This is a genomic window from Streptomyces sp. NPDC048481 (assembly GCF_043200075.1).
GTDB lineage: Bacteria > Actinomycetota > Actinomycetes > Streptomycetales > Streptomycetaceae > Streptomyces.
Genome location: NZ_JBICXC010000004.1, coordinates 16,501 through 32,988, shown reverse-complemented (window position 1 = coordinate 32,988; position 16,488 = coordinate 16,501). Strand labels below are relative to the sequence as shown.

At 74.6% G+C, this 16,488-nt stretch carries 18 protein-coding genes; 6 read left to right on the top strand and 12 right to left on the bottom strand.

All coding sequences use genetic code 11. The features are described 5' to 3' along the window. Positions 1 to 117: 117 nt before the first annotated feature. The 3 genes from ACGFSH_RS14220 to ACGFSH_RS14210 all read right to left on the bottom strand — a co-directional run bounded on the left by ACGFSH_RS14220 (position 118) and on the right by ACGFSH_RS14210 (position 1,773). Positions 118 to 573: a cyclic nucleotide-binding domain-containing protein gene (locus tag ACGFSH_RS14220; RefSeq protein WP_393348209.1), complete on the bottom strand. Its 456-nt coding sequence runs from the start codon at positions 571 to 573 to the stop codon at positions 118 to 120. A 488-nt stretch (positions 574 to 1,061) separates the two neighbouring features. Beyond that, complete coding sequence (locus ACGFSH_RS14215) at positions 1,062 to 1,283, bottom strand: hypothetical protein (protein ID WP_393348207.1); 222 nt, start codon at positions 1,281 to 1,283, stop codon at positions 1,062 to 1,064. A gap of 214 nt (positions 1,284 to 1,497) precedes the next feature. Next, positions 1,498 to 1,773, bottom strand: a complete 276-nt coding sequence (locus tag ACGFSH_RS14210; RefSeq protein WP_393348204.1) for a hypothetical protein — start codon at positions 1,771 to 1,773, stop codon at positions 1,498 to 1,500. A gap of 26 nt (positions 1,774 to 1,799) precedes the next feature. Between ACGFSH_RS14210 and ACGFSH_RS14205 the strand changes: the two genes are divergently transcribed. From ACGFSH_RS14205 to ACGFSH_RS14185, 5 genes are all read left to right on the top strand, one after another. Next, positions 1,800 to 2,258 (top strand): ATP-binding protein, encoded by a 459-nt coding sequence (locus ACGFSH_RS14205; protein WP_393348202.1) that lies wholly within the window; start codon positions 1,800 to 1,802, stop codon positions 2,256 to 2,258. A gap of 226 nt (positions 2,259 to 2,484) precedes the next feature. Further along, entirely contained in the window at positions 2,485 to 3,300 is an 816-nt protein-coding gene (locus ACGFSH_RS14200; protein WP_393348200.1) for a SigB/SigF/SigG family RNA polymerase sigma factor, read from the top strand. A 52-nt stretch (positions 3,301 to 3,352) separates the two neighbouring features. Next, positions 3,353 to 3,682: a DUF5133 domain-containing protein gene (locus ACGFSH_RS14195; RefSeq protein WP_393348198.1), complete on the top strand. Its 330-nt coding sequence runs from the start codon at positions 3,353 to 3,355 to the stop codon at positions 3,680 to 3,682. A 235-nt stretch (positions 3,683 to 3,917) separates the two neighbouring features. Continuing rightward, entirely contained in the window at positions 3,918 to 4,754 is an 837-nt protein-coding gene (locus ACGFSH_RS14190; protein WP_393348196.1) for a DUF1206 domain-containing protein, read from the top strand. Positions 4,755 to 4,782: 28 nt separating this feature from the next. Further along, positions 4,783 to 5,214 carry a hypothetical protein gene (locus tag ACGFSH_RS14185; protein WP_069772077.1) on the top strand — a complete coding sequence of 144 codons (432 nt, stop codon included), beginning with the start codon at positions 4,783 to 4,785 and terminating at the stop codon, positions 5,212 to 5,214. 46 nt (positions 5,215 to 5,260) lie between these two features. Here the strand turns inward: ACGFSH_RS14185 and ACGFSH_RS14180 are convergent, their stop codons facing one another. From ACGFSH_RS14180 to ACGFSH_RS14145, 8 genes are all read right to left on the bottom strand, one after another. Continuing rightward, positions 5,261 to 7,507: an FUSC family protein gene (locus tag ACGFSH_RS14180; RefSeq protein WP_393348194.1), complete on the bottom strand. Its 2,247-nt coding sequence runs from the start codon at positions 7,505 to 7,507 to the stop codon at positions 5,261 to 5,263. A gap of 46 nt (positions 7,508 to 7,553) precedes the next feature. Then, positions 7,554 to 8,948, bottom strand: a complete 1,395-nt coding sequence (locus ACGFSH_RS14175; protein WP_393348192.1) for an NAD(P)/FAD-dependent oxidoreductase — start codon at positions 8,946 to 8,948, stop codon at positions 7,554 to 7,556. 286 nt (positions 8,949 to 9,234) lie between these two features. After that, positions 9,235 to 11,040 carry a PP2C family protein-serine/threonine phosphatase gene (locus ACGFSH_RS14170; RefSeq protein ID WP_393348190.1) on the bottom strand — a complete coding sequence of 602 codons (1,806 nt, stop codon included), beginning with the start codon at positions 11,038 to 11,040 and terminating at the stop codon, positions 9,235 to 9,237. After that, positions 11,037 to 12,140 (bottom strand): SpoIIE family protein phosphatase, encoded by a 1,104-nt coding sequence (locus tag ACGFSH_RS14165; protein ID WP_393348188.1) that lies wholly within the window; start codon positions 12,138 to 12,140, stop codon positions 11,037 to 11,039. The genes ACGFSH_RS14170 and ACGFSH_RS14165 overlap by 4 nt, the downstream gene beginning before the upstream one ends. Then, positions 12,137 to 12,586: an anti-sigma regulatory factor gene (locus ACGFSH_RS14160; RefSeq protein WP_393348186.1), complete on the bottom strand. Its 450-nt coding sequence runs from the start codon at positions 12,584 to 12,586 to the stop codon at positions 12,137 to 12,139. Before ACGFSH_RS14160 ends, ACGFSH_RS14165 begins: the two co-directional genes overlap by 4 nt. Continuing rightward, positions 12,583 to 12,990 (bottom strand): STAS domain-containing protein, encoded by a 408-nt coding sequence (locus ACGFSH_RS14155; RefSeq protein ID WP_393348184.1) that lies wholly within the window; start codon positions 12,988 to 12,990, stop codon positions 12,583 to 12,585. Before ACGFSH_RS14155 ends, ACGFSH_RS14160 begins: the two co-directional genes overlap by 4 nt. Then, positions 12,987 to 13,892 carry an STAS domain-containing protein gene (locus ACGFSH_RS14150; RefSeq protein ID WP_393348181.1) on the bottom strand — a complete coding sequence of 302 codons (906 nt, stop codon included), beginning with the start codon at positions 13,890 to 13,892 and terminating at the stop codon, positions 12,987 to 12,989. The genes ACGFSH_RS14155 and ACGFSH_RS14150 overlap by 4 nt, the downstream gene beginning before the upstream one ends. Before the next feature lie 5 nt (positions 13,893 to 13,897). After that, complete coding sequence (locus tag ACGFSH_RS14145) at positions 13,898 to 15,184, bottom strand: PP2C family protein-serine/threonine phosphatase (RefSeq protein WP_393348179.1); 1,287 nt, start codon at positions 15,182 to 15,184, stop codon at positions 13,898 to 13,900. Positions 15,185 to 15,301: 117 nt separating this feature from the next. Between ACGFSH_RS14145 and ACGFSH_RS14140 the strand changes: the two genes are divergently transcribed. Beyond that, positions 15,302 to 15,733: a MarR family winged helix-turn-helix transcriptional regulator gene (locus tag ACGFSH_RS14140; RefSeq protein ID WP_393348177.1), complete on the top strand. Its 432-nt coding sequence runs from the start codon at positions 15,302 to 15,304 to the stop codon at positions 15,731 to 15,733. A 218-nt stretch (positions 15,734 to 15,951) separates the two neighbouring features. Here the strand turns inward: ACGFSH_RS14140 and ACGFSH_RS14135 are convergent, their stop codons facing one another. Continuing rightward, positions 15,952 to 16,338 carry an STAS domain-containing protein gene (locus ACGFSH_RS14135; protein ID WP_393348175.1) on the bottom strand — a complete coding sequence of 129 codons (387 nt, stop codon included), beginning with the start codon at positions 16,336 to 16,338 and terminating at the stop codon, positions 15,952 to 15,954. Positions 16,339 to 16,488 lie beyond the last annotated feature (150 nt).

The window sequence follows — 16,488 nt, the reverse complement described above, 5'->3', positions numbered from 1 at the left end:
GGATCGCGCGGGGGCCCGGCCGCCGGTCCGGGGATCGCGCGGGGGCCCGGCCGCCGGTTCGCGGACGTCCGCGAGGCCGGGCCGGCGTGCGTTGCGCGAGAGCCGTCGCCGTCGGGGCTACAGCGCTCCGTGCCGGTGGGAGCCGTACTGCTCCATCAGCCGGCCCCGGGTCATCTCCAGCCGGTGCGCGAGGATCTCCGCCACGATCCGCACCAGCGACATCCCGAGCGCGGGCTCCTCCTCGCAGAGCTTGAGCACGGCTTGCGCCTCGAACTCGTAGGCGCGCACGGGGCTGAAGGCCTCGGCGCCGAAGTCCCAGCGGTACGGCGGGAACAGCCATGACCAGCCGAGCAGATCGCCGGCACCGAGACTGGCGACCGTGACCCGCCGCTGGGGCGTCACCTGCTGCGTGAGCGAGACCGCACCGGACCGGACGACCCAGAAGCGGTCGGCCGTGCCGCCCGCCTCGAAGATCGGGGCGTCCTCCGCGAAGGAGACCTCCCTGGCGAGTTCCATCAGGCGTGCGCGCTGGGGCGGGGGAAGGGCGGTCAGCAGTCTGGTCGCTTTGGTCATGGCGCGGGGCTCCTCGCCGACGGTTCGGAGGGGCGTGTTCCTCCCCTTCCCATTGGAGCCGCTGCCGCCGTCCCGGGCACCTCGGCGGACGGTACTTTCCCGGTATCGGCACATCCGGCGATCCGGACCGCCGGTCCCGTACGGCCTCGGGTGCCGGGCGTCCCTGGTGTCCCGGTCGTCCCGGGCGCAGGCCCGGCGCGGACATGAAGAAGCCCTGGCTGGACGGGGGAAGCCAGCCAGGGCAGATGAAGGGTGGCGGACGGAGGAGGAGCAGCTCGACCCCGACCACCACGTATGGATGAACCGTAAACCATTCATGGCGGTTTCCCGCACAGGAAACCCGGTCCAGTGACCCGTTTCACTCCGCCGCCGCCGGGCGGTCCCCTCCTCGCGGCGGCCGTGCGCGATCCGGCCGCCTCCCGCGTCCCGCTCGTCGGGAGCTCGCCAAGGCGGCCCGCAACTGCGGTGCCGTACGCGCGCGTTGCGGTTCAGTCCCCGTCGGCGGAACGGCCGGGGGTCACGATCTCGTCCAGCACTCTCACCACGGCCTCGTAGGCGAGACCCCGCACATGCGCGTCGCGCGCCCCGTCCGGGTCGGTCTGGGAGAGGTCGGCGCTGCGGGCCCGGCAGGCGAGCAGTTCCTCCCGGGCGCAGGTGCGGGAGCGCTGGATGCGCCGCAGCAGTTCGTCGGAGTCCACGACATCGGTCATGCAGGCCGCCTACCCGGACCGGGCCGGACGTATGGCTCCCGGCGCCGCCCGATCCTCCCCGGACGATTGCTCCCGGTCCGGGAGGTTTGGCCGTCGCGGGGAAGGTCAGCCGGTCAGGAGACAACAGCAGACCGCGCCGGCCGGCCCCGGACCGCGCCACCGGACCGTGGCCCACCCTTCGGGCCTCCCGCTGGGAAGTCCGCGCGCCCCGCCATCACCAGACCGCCCCGGTGGGCGCCGGTGCGGCCGCCCGTGGGCGTCGCGCGCGGACGTGCGCCGACGACGCCGACGACGACAGGGACAGGGCCGGGACGACAGTCGCGCGGCGGGAGGTCTGCCAGACCGGCGACCGCCCGGCCCGCAATCCGCGCCGGCCCGCGATCCGCTCGGCTGCGATCCGCCCGGCCTCGGTCTGCCCGTCCGGCGGCCGCCCCGTCCGGTGGCGCTTCCACAACCCGTCGATCCACAGCACGGCCGTCACAGCCGTCACAGCCGTCAAGTCAGGGGAGCGAAAGGATGCGTACGAACGACTCGACCGACCGCGCGAGGGCGCCCGAGGCCCCGCAGTTCCGTTGTGAGGGGCAGGGGCGGTGGCGGCCGGCCGACGTCCGCAGCGCCGTGAGAAAGGCGGTGAACGCCCGCCGCCGAGCCCTCGGACGCCCCTATGACGAGGAGGCCCTCTCGGACGCCCTGCTCGTCGCCACCGAGCTCACCAGCAACGCCCTCCTGCACGGCGGGGGAGTCGCCGGCTTCGACGTCGGCATGGACGGGCGGGCCGTGCGCGTGTCCGTGAGCGACCGCAGCGACCGGATGCCCGTCGCCGTCGGCCCCCTCGACGAACAGGGCAGACGGCGGGTCGGCGGGCGCGGCTGGCCGATCGTCTGCCGGCTCGCCCGTGACGTCGAGGTCGTGGACCTGCCGTCAGGCGGCAAGCGCATCACCGCCGTCGTCCCCGTCTTCCGGCCGGCCCTCTGACCGGTCCTCCGGTCCGGTTCCCGGCCTCCTTCCGGACCGCGTCCGAACACCTTTTTCGCCTGCGGAGTTTGCGCCTCCGGGGGCAGGGCAGACGGAGGTTCGTGCTTCGGACCGGAGGCGCGCCGACGGGAGCGGTGGGACCGCTTCGGGGCGCTGCACGCTCCCCGGGTGTCAGGAGCCCTCCCGTCGTCAGTCACCTGAAACAACCGTTCAGGAGCGTTTACGCATGCTCATCGACATGTCGACAAGCCGTCCCGCCGCACCGGCCGCCACCGCTGCGCCGCGACGTACCCACGACGACGCGCCCGACACCGCGAGCCGGTTCGCCCGGCTGGTCGCCCTGGAGGAGGGGCCCGAACGGGACGCGGTGCGCGACGAGATCGTCACCGCCTGGCTGCCCATGGCCCACCGGATCGCCGGCCGCTTCCGCGACCGCGGCGAGTCCCTGGAAGACCTGCGCCAGGTGGCGGCCCTCGGACTGGTGAAGGCGGTGGACCGCTTCGACCCCGAACGCGGGGCCTTCGAAAGCTACGCGGTGCCCACCATCACCGGTGAGATCAAGCGGCACTTCCGCGACCGTATGTGGGCCCTGCGGGTGCCCCGCCGGGTGCAGGAACTGCGCAACAAGGTGCGCGTCGCCCGCCGTGAACTGGCCCAGAGCCCGGGCGCACCCGAACCGTCGGTCGCCGACATCGCCGCCCACACCGGGCTGACCGAGGACGAGGTCACCGCCGGCCTGGAGGCCCTGGAGAGCTTCAGCACCCTCTCGCTGGACGCGGAGGCCCCCTCGGGCGACGACGGCTACAGCCTCGCCGACACCCTCGGGGCCGCCGACTCCTCCTTCGACGTCGTGGTCGACCGCGAGTCCGCGAAGGAAGGACTGCGCCGCCTTCCCGAGCGCGAGCGCGCCATCCTCTACATGCGCTTCTTCGAGGACATGACGCAGAGCAGGATCGCCGACCGGCTCGGCATCTCCCAGATGCACGTCTCCCGGCTCATCAGCCGCAGCTGCGAGCGCGTGCGCCAGGAAGCCCTGCGCTGACAGCCCGACACCGAACCCCCTTCCCCCTCTCGACGTCAGGAGTAGCCCGCCGATGCTCATGCCCCATCCCGCCGTCCTGCGCACGCTCGTCGACGAGTACGAGGCACTGTCCGCCGACGGCACCGCCGAGGCGCGCGCGCAGGAGCGCGACCTCGCCTACACGTTGTGCGTGTCCACCGGCACCCGCGAGGTCGACGACGCCCTGCGCACGGCACGCCGCTGGCTGGAGGCGGCGTCCGCCGCCGACACCGCTGCGCCCCGCCCGCAGACCACCGTGGTCCGCCGGCAGACGGCCCCCGGCCTTCAGCAGAAGCCCGTCCCGCGTCCGCAGACGGCGGGGGCCCGTCCGCAGAGCGACGACGGCCCCCGCGTGTACGCCTGAAAGGCGCCGGAGGCCGCGCCCGTCAAGGCGGTGCGCGGCCGTCCGCCCGGCCACCGTGCCTGCGTCCGGCCCGCCCCGCCCGGGCCCCGCACCACCCGCACGCCCCGCACTCGCGGCCGGCCGCCCCCATCAGGGGCGGCCGGCCGCAGGTGTGTGCGCACCCGTACGTGTGTGCGCCTGGAGGCGGGGCAGTCGGACTCTGCCAAATTCGGGGAGACTTCAGGGAGGGGACGCGATGAACGCGAGCGCCATGGCACGCAACGGCCGTGCCGGAGCGGAACGGGCCGCACGCGGCTCGGTGACGAAGGGGGCCGCAAAGGCCGGCTTCGCCGCACGGGGCGTGATCTATCTGCTGGTGGGGCTGCTCGCCCTGCAGATCGCCTTCGGCGACACCAAGGAGGAGGCGGACCGCCAGGGCGCCCTGGCCGAGATCTCCGAGAAGCCCTTCGGCTCGGTGGTGCTGTGGGCGCTGGGCGTCGGCCTGGTCGGCATGGCCCTGTGGCGGCTGTCCGAGGCCGTCTTCGGCGCCGTCGGCGCCGACGGGCGCAGCGCGAAGAAGCGGCTGGTGGCGCTCGGCCGGTGCGTCTTCTACTCCTTCGTCGCCTACTCCGTCCTCGCCTTCGCCGCGGGCTCCGGCAGCGGCGGCGGATCGAGTGACGAACAGTCCCGCGACGTCACCGCGCGGGTGCTGGAGCTGTCCGGCGGACAGTGGATCGTCGGCGTCGCCGGCGTCGGGATCGTCGTCGCGGGCCTGTGGATCGCCGCCCGGGCCGTCATGCGCTCCTACCACAAGAAGCTGCGGCTGGGGGAGATGTCCCCCCGCGTGCGGCGCCTGGTGGACGTCACCGGCGTGGGCGGCGGCGGCACCCGCGGCCTGGTCTTCGCCGCGGCGGGCGTCTTCGCCGTGCGGGCCGCCGTCGAGTACGAGCCGGACAAGGCCAAGGGGCTGGACGACACGCTGCGCTCGTTCGCCGGCACCCCCGCCGGACCTGGCCTGCTGGCCTGCGTCGCGGCCGGGCTCATGCTCTTCGGACTGTTCTCGTTCGCCATGGCCCGCTGGCGCAAGGTCTGACGTCGGCCTCACGGGGAACACGGACGAGATGAACGATGCAGAGTTCCCGCGCGACGGACGGCCCGTGGACATGTACCTCGACCTGCTTCGCGTCCGCATGGACAGCGAGGACTACCAGCTCCTGCTGAAGGTCGTGGCGCCCGCGCTGCGCGCCCTGGACGAACAGCCCCCCGAGAGCCTCGACTTCGCCCTCGACCCCGAGGAGACCGAGGACCTGCCCCAGGAGATCCGCGACGAGGCGGCCCTCGTCATCGCCACCGCGGTCACCGGCCGGCTGGACAACCAGCTGGTCGAGATCCAGGTCGACGGAACCGGCCCGGTCCGGGTGGTCACGGACGCGGCCACCGCGTCCGACCCCGGCCGCCTCGCCGAGATCGCCGGCTGCATCCAGCAGCGTCAGCAGGACACCGAGGCGCTGCGGGGCATAGCGGCCGCGAGCGGCATGTCCACGGACTTCTGAACGGACCTCCGAGCGTGCGCCCGGGCCCGGCGGCCGGGGCCCGCCCTCACCGCGGCCGGGCCACCGGCGCGTCGAGCGGGCGGGCCAGGCCGACCACCGCCTCGTCCAGCCGCTGGAGATGCCGCAGCACCCGGTCGGTCACCCGGCCGTAACGCGGCGTCCCCGGCACCCCCGGCTTCAGCAGGGCCGCGATGCTCGGCCCGGTCACGACCTCGGCGGCGCCCGGCTCCCGCGCGACCCGCGCGGAGATCGCCCCGATGTTGTGCCGGATGCGCTGCCCCGCCCGCCGCAGCCGGGGATCCGCCGCTATCGACGGATGCGTCGGCAGCAGTTCCGCGGTGGCCGCCAGCGACCGGGCGTGATAGGCGCAGGTCTCCAGGAGTGCCACGACGTACCGGGCGGTGTCCCGTCTGGTGCGCAGCGGCGTCACCGGATGCGTCAGCGGCTGCACCGCCGCCCGCAGGTCGGCCAGCGCCTGGTCGAGATCGCGGGCCCGGTCCAGCAGATCGGCCGCGGGAGCGCCGCTCAGCTGCTCCACGGCGGCCTCGGTGACCTCGTCCAGCCGCTCCAGCACCGCCGTCAGCAGTTCGTTGGTGCGCCGGTCCGTGTGCACGGGCAGCACCAGCGCCGCCGCGACGATCCCGCAGGCCGCCCCGAGCGCCGTCTCCTCCACCCGCAGCACCAGCACCCACAGGCTGTAGGTGTGCAGCAGCGTGTACAGCACGCCCAGGGCTGCCGTGACGAAGAACGACATCAGCGTGTACGACAGCGGCGCCGTGTAGAACATCGCGAACACGCACAGCAGCACCACGGCGAACGCGGTCCACGTGTGGTGTCCGACCAGCCCCGCCAGCACGATGCCGGCGACCACGCCGAGCACCGTGCCCAGCAGCCGACGGTAGCCCTTGACCAGGATCTCCCCGGTGGAGGCGGTGTTGATGAACACGATCCAGCAGGTCAGCACCGCCCAGTACCAGCGGTGCGAGGAGAGCAGCTCGCCGCCGACGATGGCCAGCGCCGAGCCGACGGCGACCTGCACGGCGGCCCGCGTCGTCGGCCGTCGCAGGCCCGTCGGCTGCTCCGCCGTCTGCTCGTCCTCCTCGGCTCCGCCGATCGCGGCGTCCTCGGCGTCCAGCTCCTCGCGCGAGCGCGCGGTCTCGGGGCTGTCGGCGGACTCGTCCTGCGGGCCGTCCAGCGCGATCCGCAGCCCCAGCACCGCCCGCGCCGCCTCGCCGACCCCCCGGAACACGTCCTGCACCGCGGGCGGCGCCTTGGGCAGGTTCTCCTCGTCCCGGTAGCCGAGCAGCCGGTTGCGCACCTGGGACAGCGCGGTCCCCGTCCCCGCGGCCGCCGGATGGCGCACCAGCAGCCGCAGGGCCAGCAGGTCGCGGCGCAGGGTCTCCAGCGCGTCGTCGCGCACCGGCAGCCGGCCGCTGTCCGGCAGGGGCGCGCCCGGCAGGTGCATGGTCAGGGTGTCGGCGCGTTCCGCGCTGCGGGCCGTCAGCAGCAGCAGGCCGAGGCGCTCGGCGGCGATCTCCGCGTCGGCGATGCGCCGCTGCACCAGGCGGGCCACCGACTCGTCCGGGGTGCCCTCGTCCAGCCGGCCCTGGATCATCATGGCCGTCTCGTGCAGCCGGGCGGTGCCCTCGCGCACCTGGGCGACGGCCTTCGCCACGTCGTCCGGCGCCGCGTCCAGGAGGTCGAGCTGGGCGTCGAGCAACTGCGCCAGCCGCGCCCGGAAGGCCTGGCGCAGCCGCCCCAGGATCCCGGCCGGCGTCTGCGGCACGAGCGCGAACCGGGCCACCGCGCTGCTCGCGAAGGCCACGGCGATCACCCCGTAGTACCCGGGCAGCGACGACGTCCCGACGCCGACGAACAGCGACATGAAGTAGACCTGGAAGCCGATAAGTCCCAGCGCCGTGCCGCGGTCGCCGAACCGGCGGCCGTAGACCGCGCAGAAGATCAGCGCGACGAAGAACAGATCGCCGGCCACCGTCCGGGAACTGAGCAGCGCCGCCACCGACACCGAGGCCAGCGCGACCGGCAGGCCCAGCGCCAGGGTGACGGCCTGCCGGTCGCGCTGTTTCTCCCGGACCGCGAACGTGGCGACCATCGAGGCGATCGCGCCGGCCACCAGATGGGAGATGTCGGCGCCGAACAGGGACAGCCCGGCCAGCGTCACGGTGATCGCGCCCACCGTCCGCAGTCCGGCGGCCAGCCGCAGCAGCCCGGGGTCGGACGCCGCGACCCGGTCCCGCCCTCGTGTGCCGAACGCCCGTGCCGCCGTCCTCACGCCGCCGTACTCTCCCTTGCCCGTGCTGTGCTTCGCGGTGCGGGTGTCAGGCGGGGTCCGGCCCGCTCCCCTCCGTCCGGCCCGCCTGCTCCACCTGCGCCCGCACCTGCTCCGCCGTCAGATAGCTGTCGGTGTACTCGAAGTCCTTCAGCTTCGCCGCCCGGCGGGCCTGGAACCCGGTACGGACGAAATCGTCGCCCGCGATCGCGTTCAGAGTCCAGTTGGTCAGGACGCGGGCCTTGGCGACGCCCGTGCGCAGCGCCGACCAGTGGTAGCCGCGGGCCACGGCCTGCGCCGGCAGCCCGCGCAGTTCCACGCCGAGCGGCTTGGACACGGCGTCCGTGCCGCCGAGGTCGACGACCAGACCGAGGTCCTTGTGCTCGTAGGGCCGCATCGGCTGCCCGCGCAGCGCGGCGATGACGTTGTCGGCGACGACCTTGCCCTGCCGCATCGCGTGCTGCGCCGTCGGCGGGCAGACGGCGCCCTCCTCGCCCTTGGCCCGGTCGGGCACGGCGGCGGCGTCGCCGAGCGCGAACACCCCGTCCTCGCCGGGCAGGTTCATCTCGGCCGACACGGCGAGCCGCCCGCGGACCGTCTCGGCCCCCAGGGTGGCGATCAGCGGGCTCGCCACGACGCCCGCCGTCCAGATGAGCGTCCGCGTCGGGATCACCCGTCCGTCGGTGAAGGTGACCTCCTGCGGGCCCGCCTTGGCGATGGACACGCCCAGCGAGATGTCGATGCCGCGCTTGCGCAGCACCTCCTGCGCGCTGCGGCCCAGCTTGTCGCCCAGCTCCGGCATCAGCTTCGGCGCGATGTCGATCAGATGCCACTTGATCAGGGCGGGGTCCAGCCGCGGATAGCGCTTGACGGCGTTGTGGGTGAGCAGTTGCAGGCACGCGGCGGTCTCGGTGCCGGCGTAACCGCCGCCGACGACCACGAACTGGAGCCGCGAGGCCCGCTCGGCCGGGTCGTTGCTGGCGTCGGCGAGGTCGAGCTGGGTGATGACGTGGTCGCGGATGTACGCGGCCTCCGCGAGGGTCTTCATCCCGAAGGCGTGGTCGGTCAGCCCCGGGATGTCGAAGGTGCGGGTGACGCTGCCGGGAGCCAGCACGATGTAGTCGTAGGGCTCGTTGACGATCTCGTCGGTGATGGTCCGGATGACGCAGACCTTCGACTTGAGGTCCACGCCGATGGCGCCGCCGGGAATGATCCGCGTGCGGTACTTCTTGCTGCGGCGCAGCGATACGGCGATCGACTGGGGCGTCAGCACCCCTGAGGCGACCTGCGGCAGCAGCGGCAGATAGAGCTGGTAGGCGAACGGCGTCACCAAGGTGACGTCGGCCTCCGCGGCGGAGAGCGCGCGTTCCAGACGCTGCACGCACCCCACTCCGGCGAAGCCCGCGCCCACTACCAGGATCCTGGGTCGTGTCACGTTGTCCATCCCTTTCTGCGGCTCCAGGCGGTCTGCCCGACCTGATGCGCGTGCCCCGCCCCCGGGCCTTCGCACCTCATCGATACCACCGCGCCCGAACCGGTGGCGCCAGTCGGACGAGGCATGCAGACGAACGTTTCTCCTGAGGCTGCCTCCGTACCCCCGGATGGCCCTTTGTACGCCCTCGCCTCCGCACGGACCGGCATGCGGGACGATCACGGCCGCCGCGGAGCGGTCACGACGGCCCCTGGCGAGGGGCGGGAACCGGCCGCGGAGGCGGGCGGTTGAGCCTCCCTCAGGAACCGGTCGGCAGGTGGCCGTCGAGGCGGCTCCCGCCGAACCGGCCGGCCGGCGCGCCCGGGAGGCCCTCGAGACCGCCGGCGAACGGGCCGCCGAGCCCGCCGCCGGGGCTGCCGTCCAGGTGGCACAGCAGCAGGCAGACGTCGTCGTCGCGTTCGGAGTCGCTCAGCATCGGCTCCAGGATGCGCTCCGCCGAGCCGTCCAGGTCCGCGTCGAGTTCGTCCGTCCGGAACGAGCCCAGCGCCGCCGACAGGCGCTGGATCCCCGGGTCTATGCCCTGCGCGCGGCGCTCCACCAGCCCGTCGGTGTACAGCGCCAGCGTCGATCCCGGCTCCAGCGGCACGGTGTGGTCGGCGATCTCCTGGTGCAGCGGGATGCCGAGCATCGCCCCCGGCTTCGCGTCCAGCGTGCGCACCCGCCCGTCGGGCCCGCGCAGCACGGGCGGCGGATGCCCCGCGGCCGCCCACGTCAGCTCGGGCTCGCCGGGCTGGAAGCGCGCGATCACGGCCGTGGCGTACAGATCGGGCTGGAGGTGGTGCAGGAAGGTGTGCAGCCGCGTCAGCAGTTCGCCCGGGGTGCCGCCGTCGACGGCGTAGGCGCGCAGCGCGGTGCGCAGCTGGCTCATCATCACCGCCGCGTGCAGCCCGTGCCCGGTCACGTCGCCGATGACGGTGATGAGGCTGCCGTCGGGCTGCCGGAAGGCGTCGTACCAGTCGCCGCCGATGTTCAGCCCGTAGGTCGCCGGCAGATAGCGCGCCGCCAGGCGCAGTCCGGGCAGGGCCGGCAGCTCGGTGAGCAGGGCCCGCTGCAACGTCTCGGCGATGTCCCGGTTGTGCTCGAAACGCCGGGCGTTCTCGAGCGCGCCGCCCGCCCGCCGGGTGAGCTCCAGCAGCATCACGGCGTCGTCGGGGTCCCAGCGTTCCCCCGGCGGGGTCAGCGTCAGCACGCCCAGCGTGGCGCCGCGCGCCGGCAGCGGCACGCACAGCAGGGGCCGGCCGGGCAGCAGCGCCGACGGCGGCTGGTCGTCGACCCCGGGCAGGCGGCCCGGCTCCGCCGCCGCGTACTGCGGCCGCCCGGTGCGCGCCGCCAGCACGGCGGCCGCCGGACGGGGGACGGACGGGCCGTTGTCCTCCTCGGCGTCGAGGAGCCACACGTCGAGCGAGCGCGCGTACTCGGGGACCAGCAGCTCGGGGAGCCGGCGCACGATCTCCTCGTGGTTCAGGGACGCCGTCAGCGCCGCGCTCGCGTCGGCCAGGAAGGTCAGTCTGCGCCGGGCCGCCTCCGCCTCCCGGCGCGCCGCCCGCTCCGCCGCGAAGGCCTCGCGCTGGGCGCGTCCTGCGGCGTCGAGTTCGGCGTGCAGCGCGAGGACGCCCTGGTTGGTCTGGTGCAGCTCCTCGCGGTGGAAGGCGACGAGTTCCTCCTGCTCGACCAGCCGGTCCAGCACCACGGCGGTGTCCTCGTCGGCGCCGAGCAGGGCCTCGGCGAGCACCGGGGCGTCGTCCGCGACCGAGTCGCCGACCGGGCCCGCGGCGGGTTCCGGGCAGGGGACGCTGATCAGCCACGGGCGTTCGCCGTCGGCGGGGGAGGAGGTCAGCTCGATCAGCAGGGTCCCGTCGGCGGGTGCCAGGACCAGCCGCCAGACACCGCCCTTGGCCAGGCACTGGCGCAGCCGCGCGCTGAGCGCCGCGGCCAGCCGGGCGCGCTCCAGCGGCGGCACGCCGTGGGCGGCGGCCACCCGCGCGGTCGCGATCCGCGCCCGCGCGGCGTCGGTGACGGTGCTGATCTCCCAGGTGCGCGTCATGGGCGGTCCGGCGGGGTCGGGGACAGGACGGCCACGGCGGTGTCGTCACGCACCGGGCGGGCGGAACTTCCGGCGTCGCGCACCGTCACGGCGGCGACGAGCGCGGGGTCGGCGCCGAGCAGACGGGGATCGACGGGCGGCGCCCAGCGGCTGGGCAGCCCGTCGCTGTGCAGGACCAGGAGCCGGTCCGGGCCCCAGGCCGCCTCCGTCTCGGGCAGGGTCCTGGGCCGGTGGGTGCCCACGATGCCGGGCCGCGACAGCAGATGCCGCCAGGAGTCGCCCTCGCGCAGCCGCGCCCCCACGTTGCCGACGCCGCAAAAGCGCAGCCGTCCGGCCCGGGCGTCGAGCTGAGCGACCGCGGCCGCCGCTCCCCGGGTGCCGCGCAGCGCGTCGTCGAGCCGGCGCAGCAGCTCGGCCGGCGGCAGATGACCGGAGCCGCGCACCGCCTCCGCCGCCGCGGTCGAGGCGAGGGCCGCGTCGGGGCCGTGCCCCAGGCCGTCGGCCAGCATCAGCGTCAGCAGATGTCCGGCCCGCACGCAGGTCCAGGCGTCCCCGGAGTGCTCGGCGCCCCGGAAGGGGATGTTGACGCCGCCGGCCCGCACCCCGAGGGGCGCGTCGGCGGCGTCCTCGCCCGCCGGGCCGGAGCCGCTCGGGTCCGCGGCCGTGTCGCGGCCGCCGCGGGAGGCCGCGGCACCGCCCAACCGGGCGATCGCGACGGTCCCTCGCCCCGGCACGCTGTGCAGGTCGAAGTCCTCCGCGAGCCGCCGGCAGGTGCCGAGGCCGGCGCCGAGCGAGCCGGCCGTGGAGAACCCGTCGCCGAGGGCCGCCGGGACGTCCGCCATGCCCGGCCCGTGGTCCACGGCGGCGATCTGCACCATGAGGCCCGCCGCCCGTCCGCCCGGCCCGCAGACGGCTTCCACCAGGAGCTGCCCGCCGTGCGCGTGCTTGAGCAGGTTCGTCGCCAGCTCCGTCGCCACCAGGGCGGCCGCGTCGGCGCGCGCCCGGTCCAGACCGGCCAGCGCCGACGCGCACTCCGCGGCCACGCGCGCGTCGCGCAGCCGCGTCGAGTCGTGCACGGGCACGTCCCACACCCGGGTCATCGCAGCTCCTCGCGCGGCCGGGGCGGACGGGCGGCCCAGGAGGTCACCGTGACGGTGGTGCCCGAGCCGGGCGCGCTGTCGATGGCGAACTCGTGCACCAGCCGGCGCGCTCCGCCCAGGCCCAGGCCCAGTCCGTCGCCCGAGGTGTAGCCGTCGCTCAACGCCTGTTCGAGGTCGGGGATGCCCGGCCCGCGGTCGGTGAAGGTCAGCCGCAGCCCGTGCGCCGACCTCCCGTCCGACACGCGCTCGGTCGCCACTTCGCCGCCCCCGCCGTACACCAGGGTGTTGCGGGCCAGCTCGCTGGCGGCCGTCACCAGCTTGGTCTGCTCGACCAGGCCGAAGCCGACCGCGGCGGCCGCCTGGCGCACGTGCTGGCGCACCCACACCAGGTCCAGGTCGGAGCGGATCGGCAGGCGGGCGTCCACGCCCGCGGCCGTCCCGCTCACCGCGGCTCCCCGTGCGGGCGGTCCGCGGACGCCGCGAGCAGTTCCAGGGCGGCCTCCGTGCTCAGCGCGGTCCCCAGTCCCGGCAGCGTCAGCCCCAGCTCCACGAGGGTGATCGCCACCGCGGGCCGCATGCCGGCCACGACGGTCCGGGCGGCGAGCAGACGTGAGCCGGCCGCGATCTCGGCCAGCACGCGCCCCAGGTAGGAGTCGATGATCTCGACCCCGGAGATGTCGATGACGACTCCCGTCACCCGCCTGCGGACGATCGACTCGGCGATGTCGCGCTGCAGCTGCTCCGCGGTGCCGTCGTGCAGATCGCCCTGCAGCGTGATCAGCAGGACGTCGCCGAGTCTGAGCACCGGCACGGGGGCCGCGCCGCCCGCGCGGAGGAGGTCGTCGTTCACCGGGGACCAGCACCGCCGGGCGACACGGACACGATGTCGGCGCCCAGCCGGTGTAGGGCGTACGCCAGCGCGTCGGCGAGGCTGGACCGGGTGACCACGGGCAGGTCCAGGCCGAGGTGGACGATCGTCTGCGCGATGGCGGGCCGGATGCCCGAGACGACGCACTCCGCGCCCATCAGCCGCACGGCCGCCACGGTCTTCATCAGGTGCTGCGCCACCAGCGAGTCGACCGTCGGCACCCCGGTGATGTCCAGGATCGCGAACCGCGCCTGCTGGTCGACGACCGACTCCAGCAGGGTCTCCATCACGACCTGGCTGCGGGCGCTGTCCAGCGTGCCGATCAGCGGGACGGCGACGATGCCGTCCCAGAGCCGGATCACCGGCGTGGCGACCTCCAGCAGCTGCACCTGCTGCCGGTCGATGAGGGCCTGGCCCTCCGTCAGCGACGTCTCCATCACCACCAGCCGCAGCGTCCCCATGAGCGCGGTGAGGGTCGTCGCGCACTCTCTGACGTGCTCGGACGAGGCCTGCGGGAGGTCGGCGACGAGCAGGTCCACCGCGGGCACGCGCAGGGCGTCCACCTCGCGGGAGATCTGCGCCGAGGTCAGGCCGGCCCGGCCCCGGGAGGCCGCCATCCGGGCCAGCTGCTCGCGCACCGCCGTGAAGCCGGCGCCGTCGGTGTCCTCCACCCGGCCCGATCCGGCCACCTGGGCGAGCGCGTCGGCGACCGCGCGGCCCGCCTCCACCGCCTCGTCCCGCGAGACGGTGAACACCGCGCGGAAGAGGGGTTCGTCGGCCCACCGCTGGGCGATCTGCTCACGGCGCCGGCCCAGGAACGCACCCACCACCTGGGCGGGCGCCGGGTTCTCCGTGTTCCGTGCCGTCGTGTCGTGTTCCGGCAAGTGCTTCACTCCTCGTCCTCGTGTCGCTGTGGTCCCGACGGTGGCGAGGGGACCGTGCTGTGCCCGTCGCCGGGCGACAGGTCCGTTCCGGGGCCGCCGGACGACGACCGGGGCCGCCGTCCGGACCAGTCGAGGCAGACGACCAGCGCGTCGTCGTCCGGCTCGGTTCCGCCGCGGTGGCCGGCGAGCTCGCGCAGCACCGCGGCGGGCACGTCCGCCGCCGGCAGCAGGGCCGCCGACGCCACCGCCCGGGCGAGCGCCTGCTCGCCGTACATCTCGCCGTCCGGCGACGCGGCGGCGTGCACCCCGTCGCTGACGAAAAGCAGCCGGTCGCCCGGGAGCAGCGTGAACTCCTGCGCCGTGTAGCCGGCCTCCTCGGCCAGGCCCAGCGGCGGAAGGGCGTCGGTAGTGATCCGGGCCGGGATCCGGTCGCGCACGAGCAGCAGCTGCGCCGACCCGGCGTCGACGACCCGCAGGCGTCCCGTGGCCGTGTCGAGGTCCGCCAGCAGCACCGACAGATGCGCCTCGCCCGCGTAGTGGGCGTGGACGGCCCGTCCGGCGAGGGCCGCCTGCTCGGCGATCGGCGCCCCGGCCCGGCGCGCGTGGCGCAGCGCGTTGACCCCGAGCCCGGTCAGCAGCGACGCCTCGATGCCCTCGCCCATGCCGCCGGTGACGTACACCGTCAGCCGGTCGGCGGTGGCGGCCCAGTCGAAGTTGTCGCCGAACACGGCGTAGGCGGGCTCCAGTTGGGCGCCCAGCGCGTAACCGTCGCCGGCGCAGGAGCGGGCCGGGAGCAGCTGCCACTGCATCTCGGCCGCCAGCGTCAGCCGCTCCGTGCGGCGCGCTTGGCGGTAGACGTCGGTGTCGCGTTCGGCGACGACGATCTCGTGCCCCAGGAGCCGCGCCAGTGCGGCGAGTTCGGCCAGTCCGCCGTCGCCGAGCCCCGGGCCGGGCAGCGTGACCGACAGGACGCCCAGCCGGTCGCCGCGCACGGTCACGGGCAGATGCGCGAGGACGCGCCCGCCGTCCAGCTCCTCCACGAAGGGCTCCTGGGCGCCGTAGGCGCGGCCCGGGGCGCTGCCGTGCAGCGGCAGCGGCCGGCGGTTGCGCGCGCCGCGCCCGTCGGGCGCCACGCTCAGCAGGGCCCTCTGCGCGTAGTCGGCCAGCCGCAGGTCGGTCCGCTCGGCCGCGTAACCGGCGTGCAGCACGGTGTGCAGCGTGCCGGGCAGCCGGTGCGGCGCCGCCGCGCGCAGGGCGCGTGCGGCGGTGACGAGTGCGTTCACGCGGCCCATCCCGTCGTCGCCCGGCGGCCGGGGCGGGCTGACAGCCGTGCGGAAGCCTGCGAGAGTGTCACCGTGACGTCCCCTTCCTCACGCTCCCCGCGCCCGCAGCCGCACCAGGTGGCGCGTGTGACCTCGCAGGCGTCGGAGCTGCTGGAAGTCCTCTGGGGGCGGGCCTCCACGGCGCCGGTCTCGGCCTCCCAGCTGCGGGTGCTCTTCATCCTCGAACACCACGAGGGCATCAACCTGCGCACGCTCGCCGACTCCCTCGGTTCCACTCCGCCGTCCACCAGCAGGCTGTGCGACCGGCTCCAGGCCGTCGGCTTCGTCGAGCGCCGCACGTCCGCCGGCAGCCGCCGGGAGCTGGAGCTGTTCCTCAGCCGCCGCGGGAGAGCCTTCCTCGACGACCTCAGGTCGCGCCGCGAGGCGGCGCTGGAGGACGTGCTGGAGCAGATGCCGGCGGCGCAGCGCGCCGCCCTGCTGACGGGCCTGGAGGCGTTCTGCGCCACCGCGGCCGCGCAGATCCACGAGTCCGACGCCGCTGACGCCCGGACCGCCTGACGCCGTTCCCGGGTGATCGGGTCCGCCCACCGGCGCATCCGTGATCCCTCCCGCATCTGTCCCGCTCACTCTGTTGCCTGCCCTGCACAGTTGTCAAATGACAACTGTCGGGCAGCATTCGTCGGCATTCGTCAGCACTGGTCGGCATTGGTCGGCATACGTCGGCATCTGTTCCTGGGCGGGCCGGCGCCGGAACCCGGTGGGCGGCCGTCCGCCGCTCAGTTCCCCGAGGACCCGGCGGCCTGCTGGTCGATCAGCTCCAGGGCCTGTTCCGGCTTGTCGGATATCGGCACGGTGATGCTGACCCCCGTGAGGTCCAGGACGCGGCGCACGGCCGGCGTCGGATTGATCACATGCACGCTGCCGGGCAGACTCCGGGCCTCCTGGTACACCCGCAGGATGATGTTCATCCCGGACGAGTCCATGAACGGGACCTCGGAGAGATCGATGAGGAAGTGCCGTCGTCCGTGATGCAGCTGGTTGGCCAGATGGGCCTGGAACTCGGTCGCGGTGTCGAGATCGAGGTGGCCCGCGACCGTGACCAGGGCGACGTCCTCACGAGGCAGGGTGACCTCGACGGACAGGGGGTTCTGGGCGATGGACACGTGTTCCTCCGGAAAAACTGGCGGTCGGGGGCACTGCCCCGGCGGGCGGCAGCGACACGCCGGGACGGCGGACGGGGACGAAGGTCGGCGCGGAGACGTTCCCCATGGTCCGGTCCAGCCCCTTCCACCCGTCGATCCCCGGCCTGTCGT

Coding starts and splice junctions, on each gene's coding strand:
- ACGFSH_RS14185 (WP_069772077.1), top strand. CDS start 4,783: ATGAACGATGCAGAGTTCCCGCGCGACGGACGGCCCGTGGACATGTAC.
- ACGFSH_RS14220 (WP_393348209.1), bottom strand. CDS start 573: ATGACCAAAGCGACCAGACTGCTGACCGCCCTTCCCCCGCCCCAGCGC.
- ACGFSH_RS14200 (WP_393348200.1), top strand. CDS start 2,485: ATGCTCATCGACATGTCGACAAGCCGTCCCGCCGCACCGGCCGCCACC.
- ACGFSH_RS14205 (WP_393348202.1), top strand. CDS start 1,800: ATGCGTACGAACGACTCGACCGACCGCGCGAGGGCGCCCGAGGCCCCG.
- ACGFSH_RS14195 (WP_393348198.1), top strand. CDS start 3,353: ATGCTCATGCCCCATCCCGCCGTCCTGCGCACGCTCGTCGACGAGTAC.
- ACGFSH_RS14215 (WP_393348207.1), bottom strand. CDS start 1,283: ATGACCGATGTCGTGGACTCCGACGAACTGCTGCGGCGCATCCAGCGC.
- ACGFSH_RS14145 (WP_393348179.1), bottom strand. CDS start 15,184: ATGGGCCGCGTGAACGCACTCGTCACCGCCGCACGCGCCCTGCGCGCG.
- ACGFSH_RS14165 (WP_393348188.1), bottom strand. CDS start 12,140: ATGACCCGGGTGTGGGACGTGCCCGTGCACGACTCGACGCGGCTGCGC.
- ACGFSH_RS14190 (WP_393348196.1), top strand. CDS start 3,918: ATGAACGCGAGCGCCATGGCACGCAACGGCCGTGCCGGAGCGGAACGG.
- ACGFSH_RS14170 (WP_393348190.1), bottom strand. CDS start 11,040: ATGACGCGCACCTGGGAGATCAGCACCGTCACCGACGCCGCGCGGGCG.
- ACGFSH_RS14175 (WP_393348192.1), bottom strand. CDS start 8,948: ATGGACAACGTGACACGACCCAGGATCCTGGTAGTGGGCGCGGGCTTC.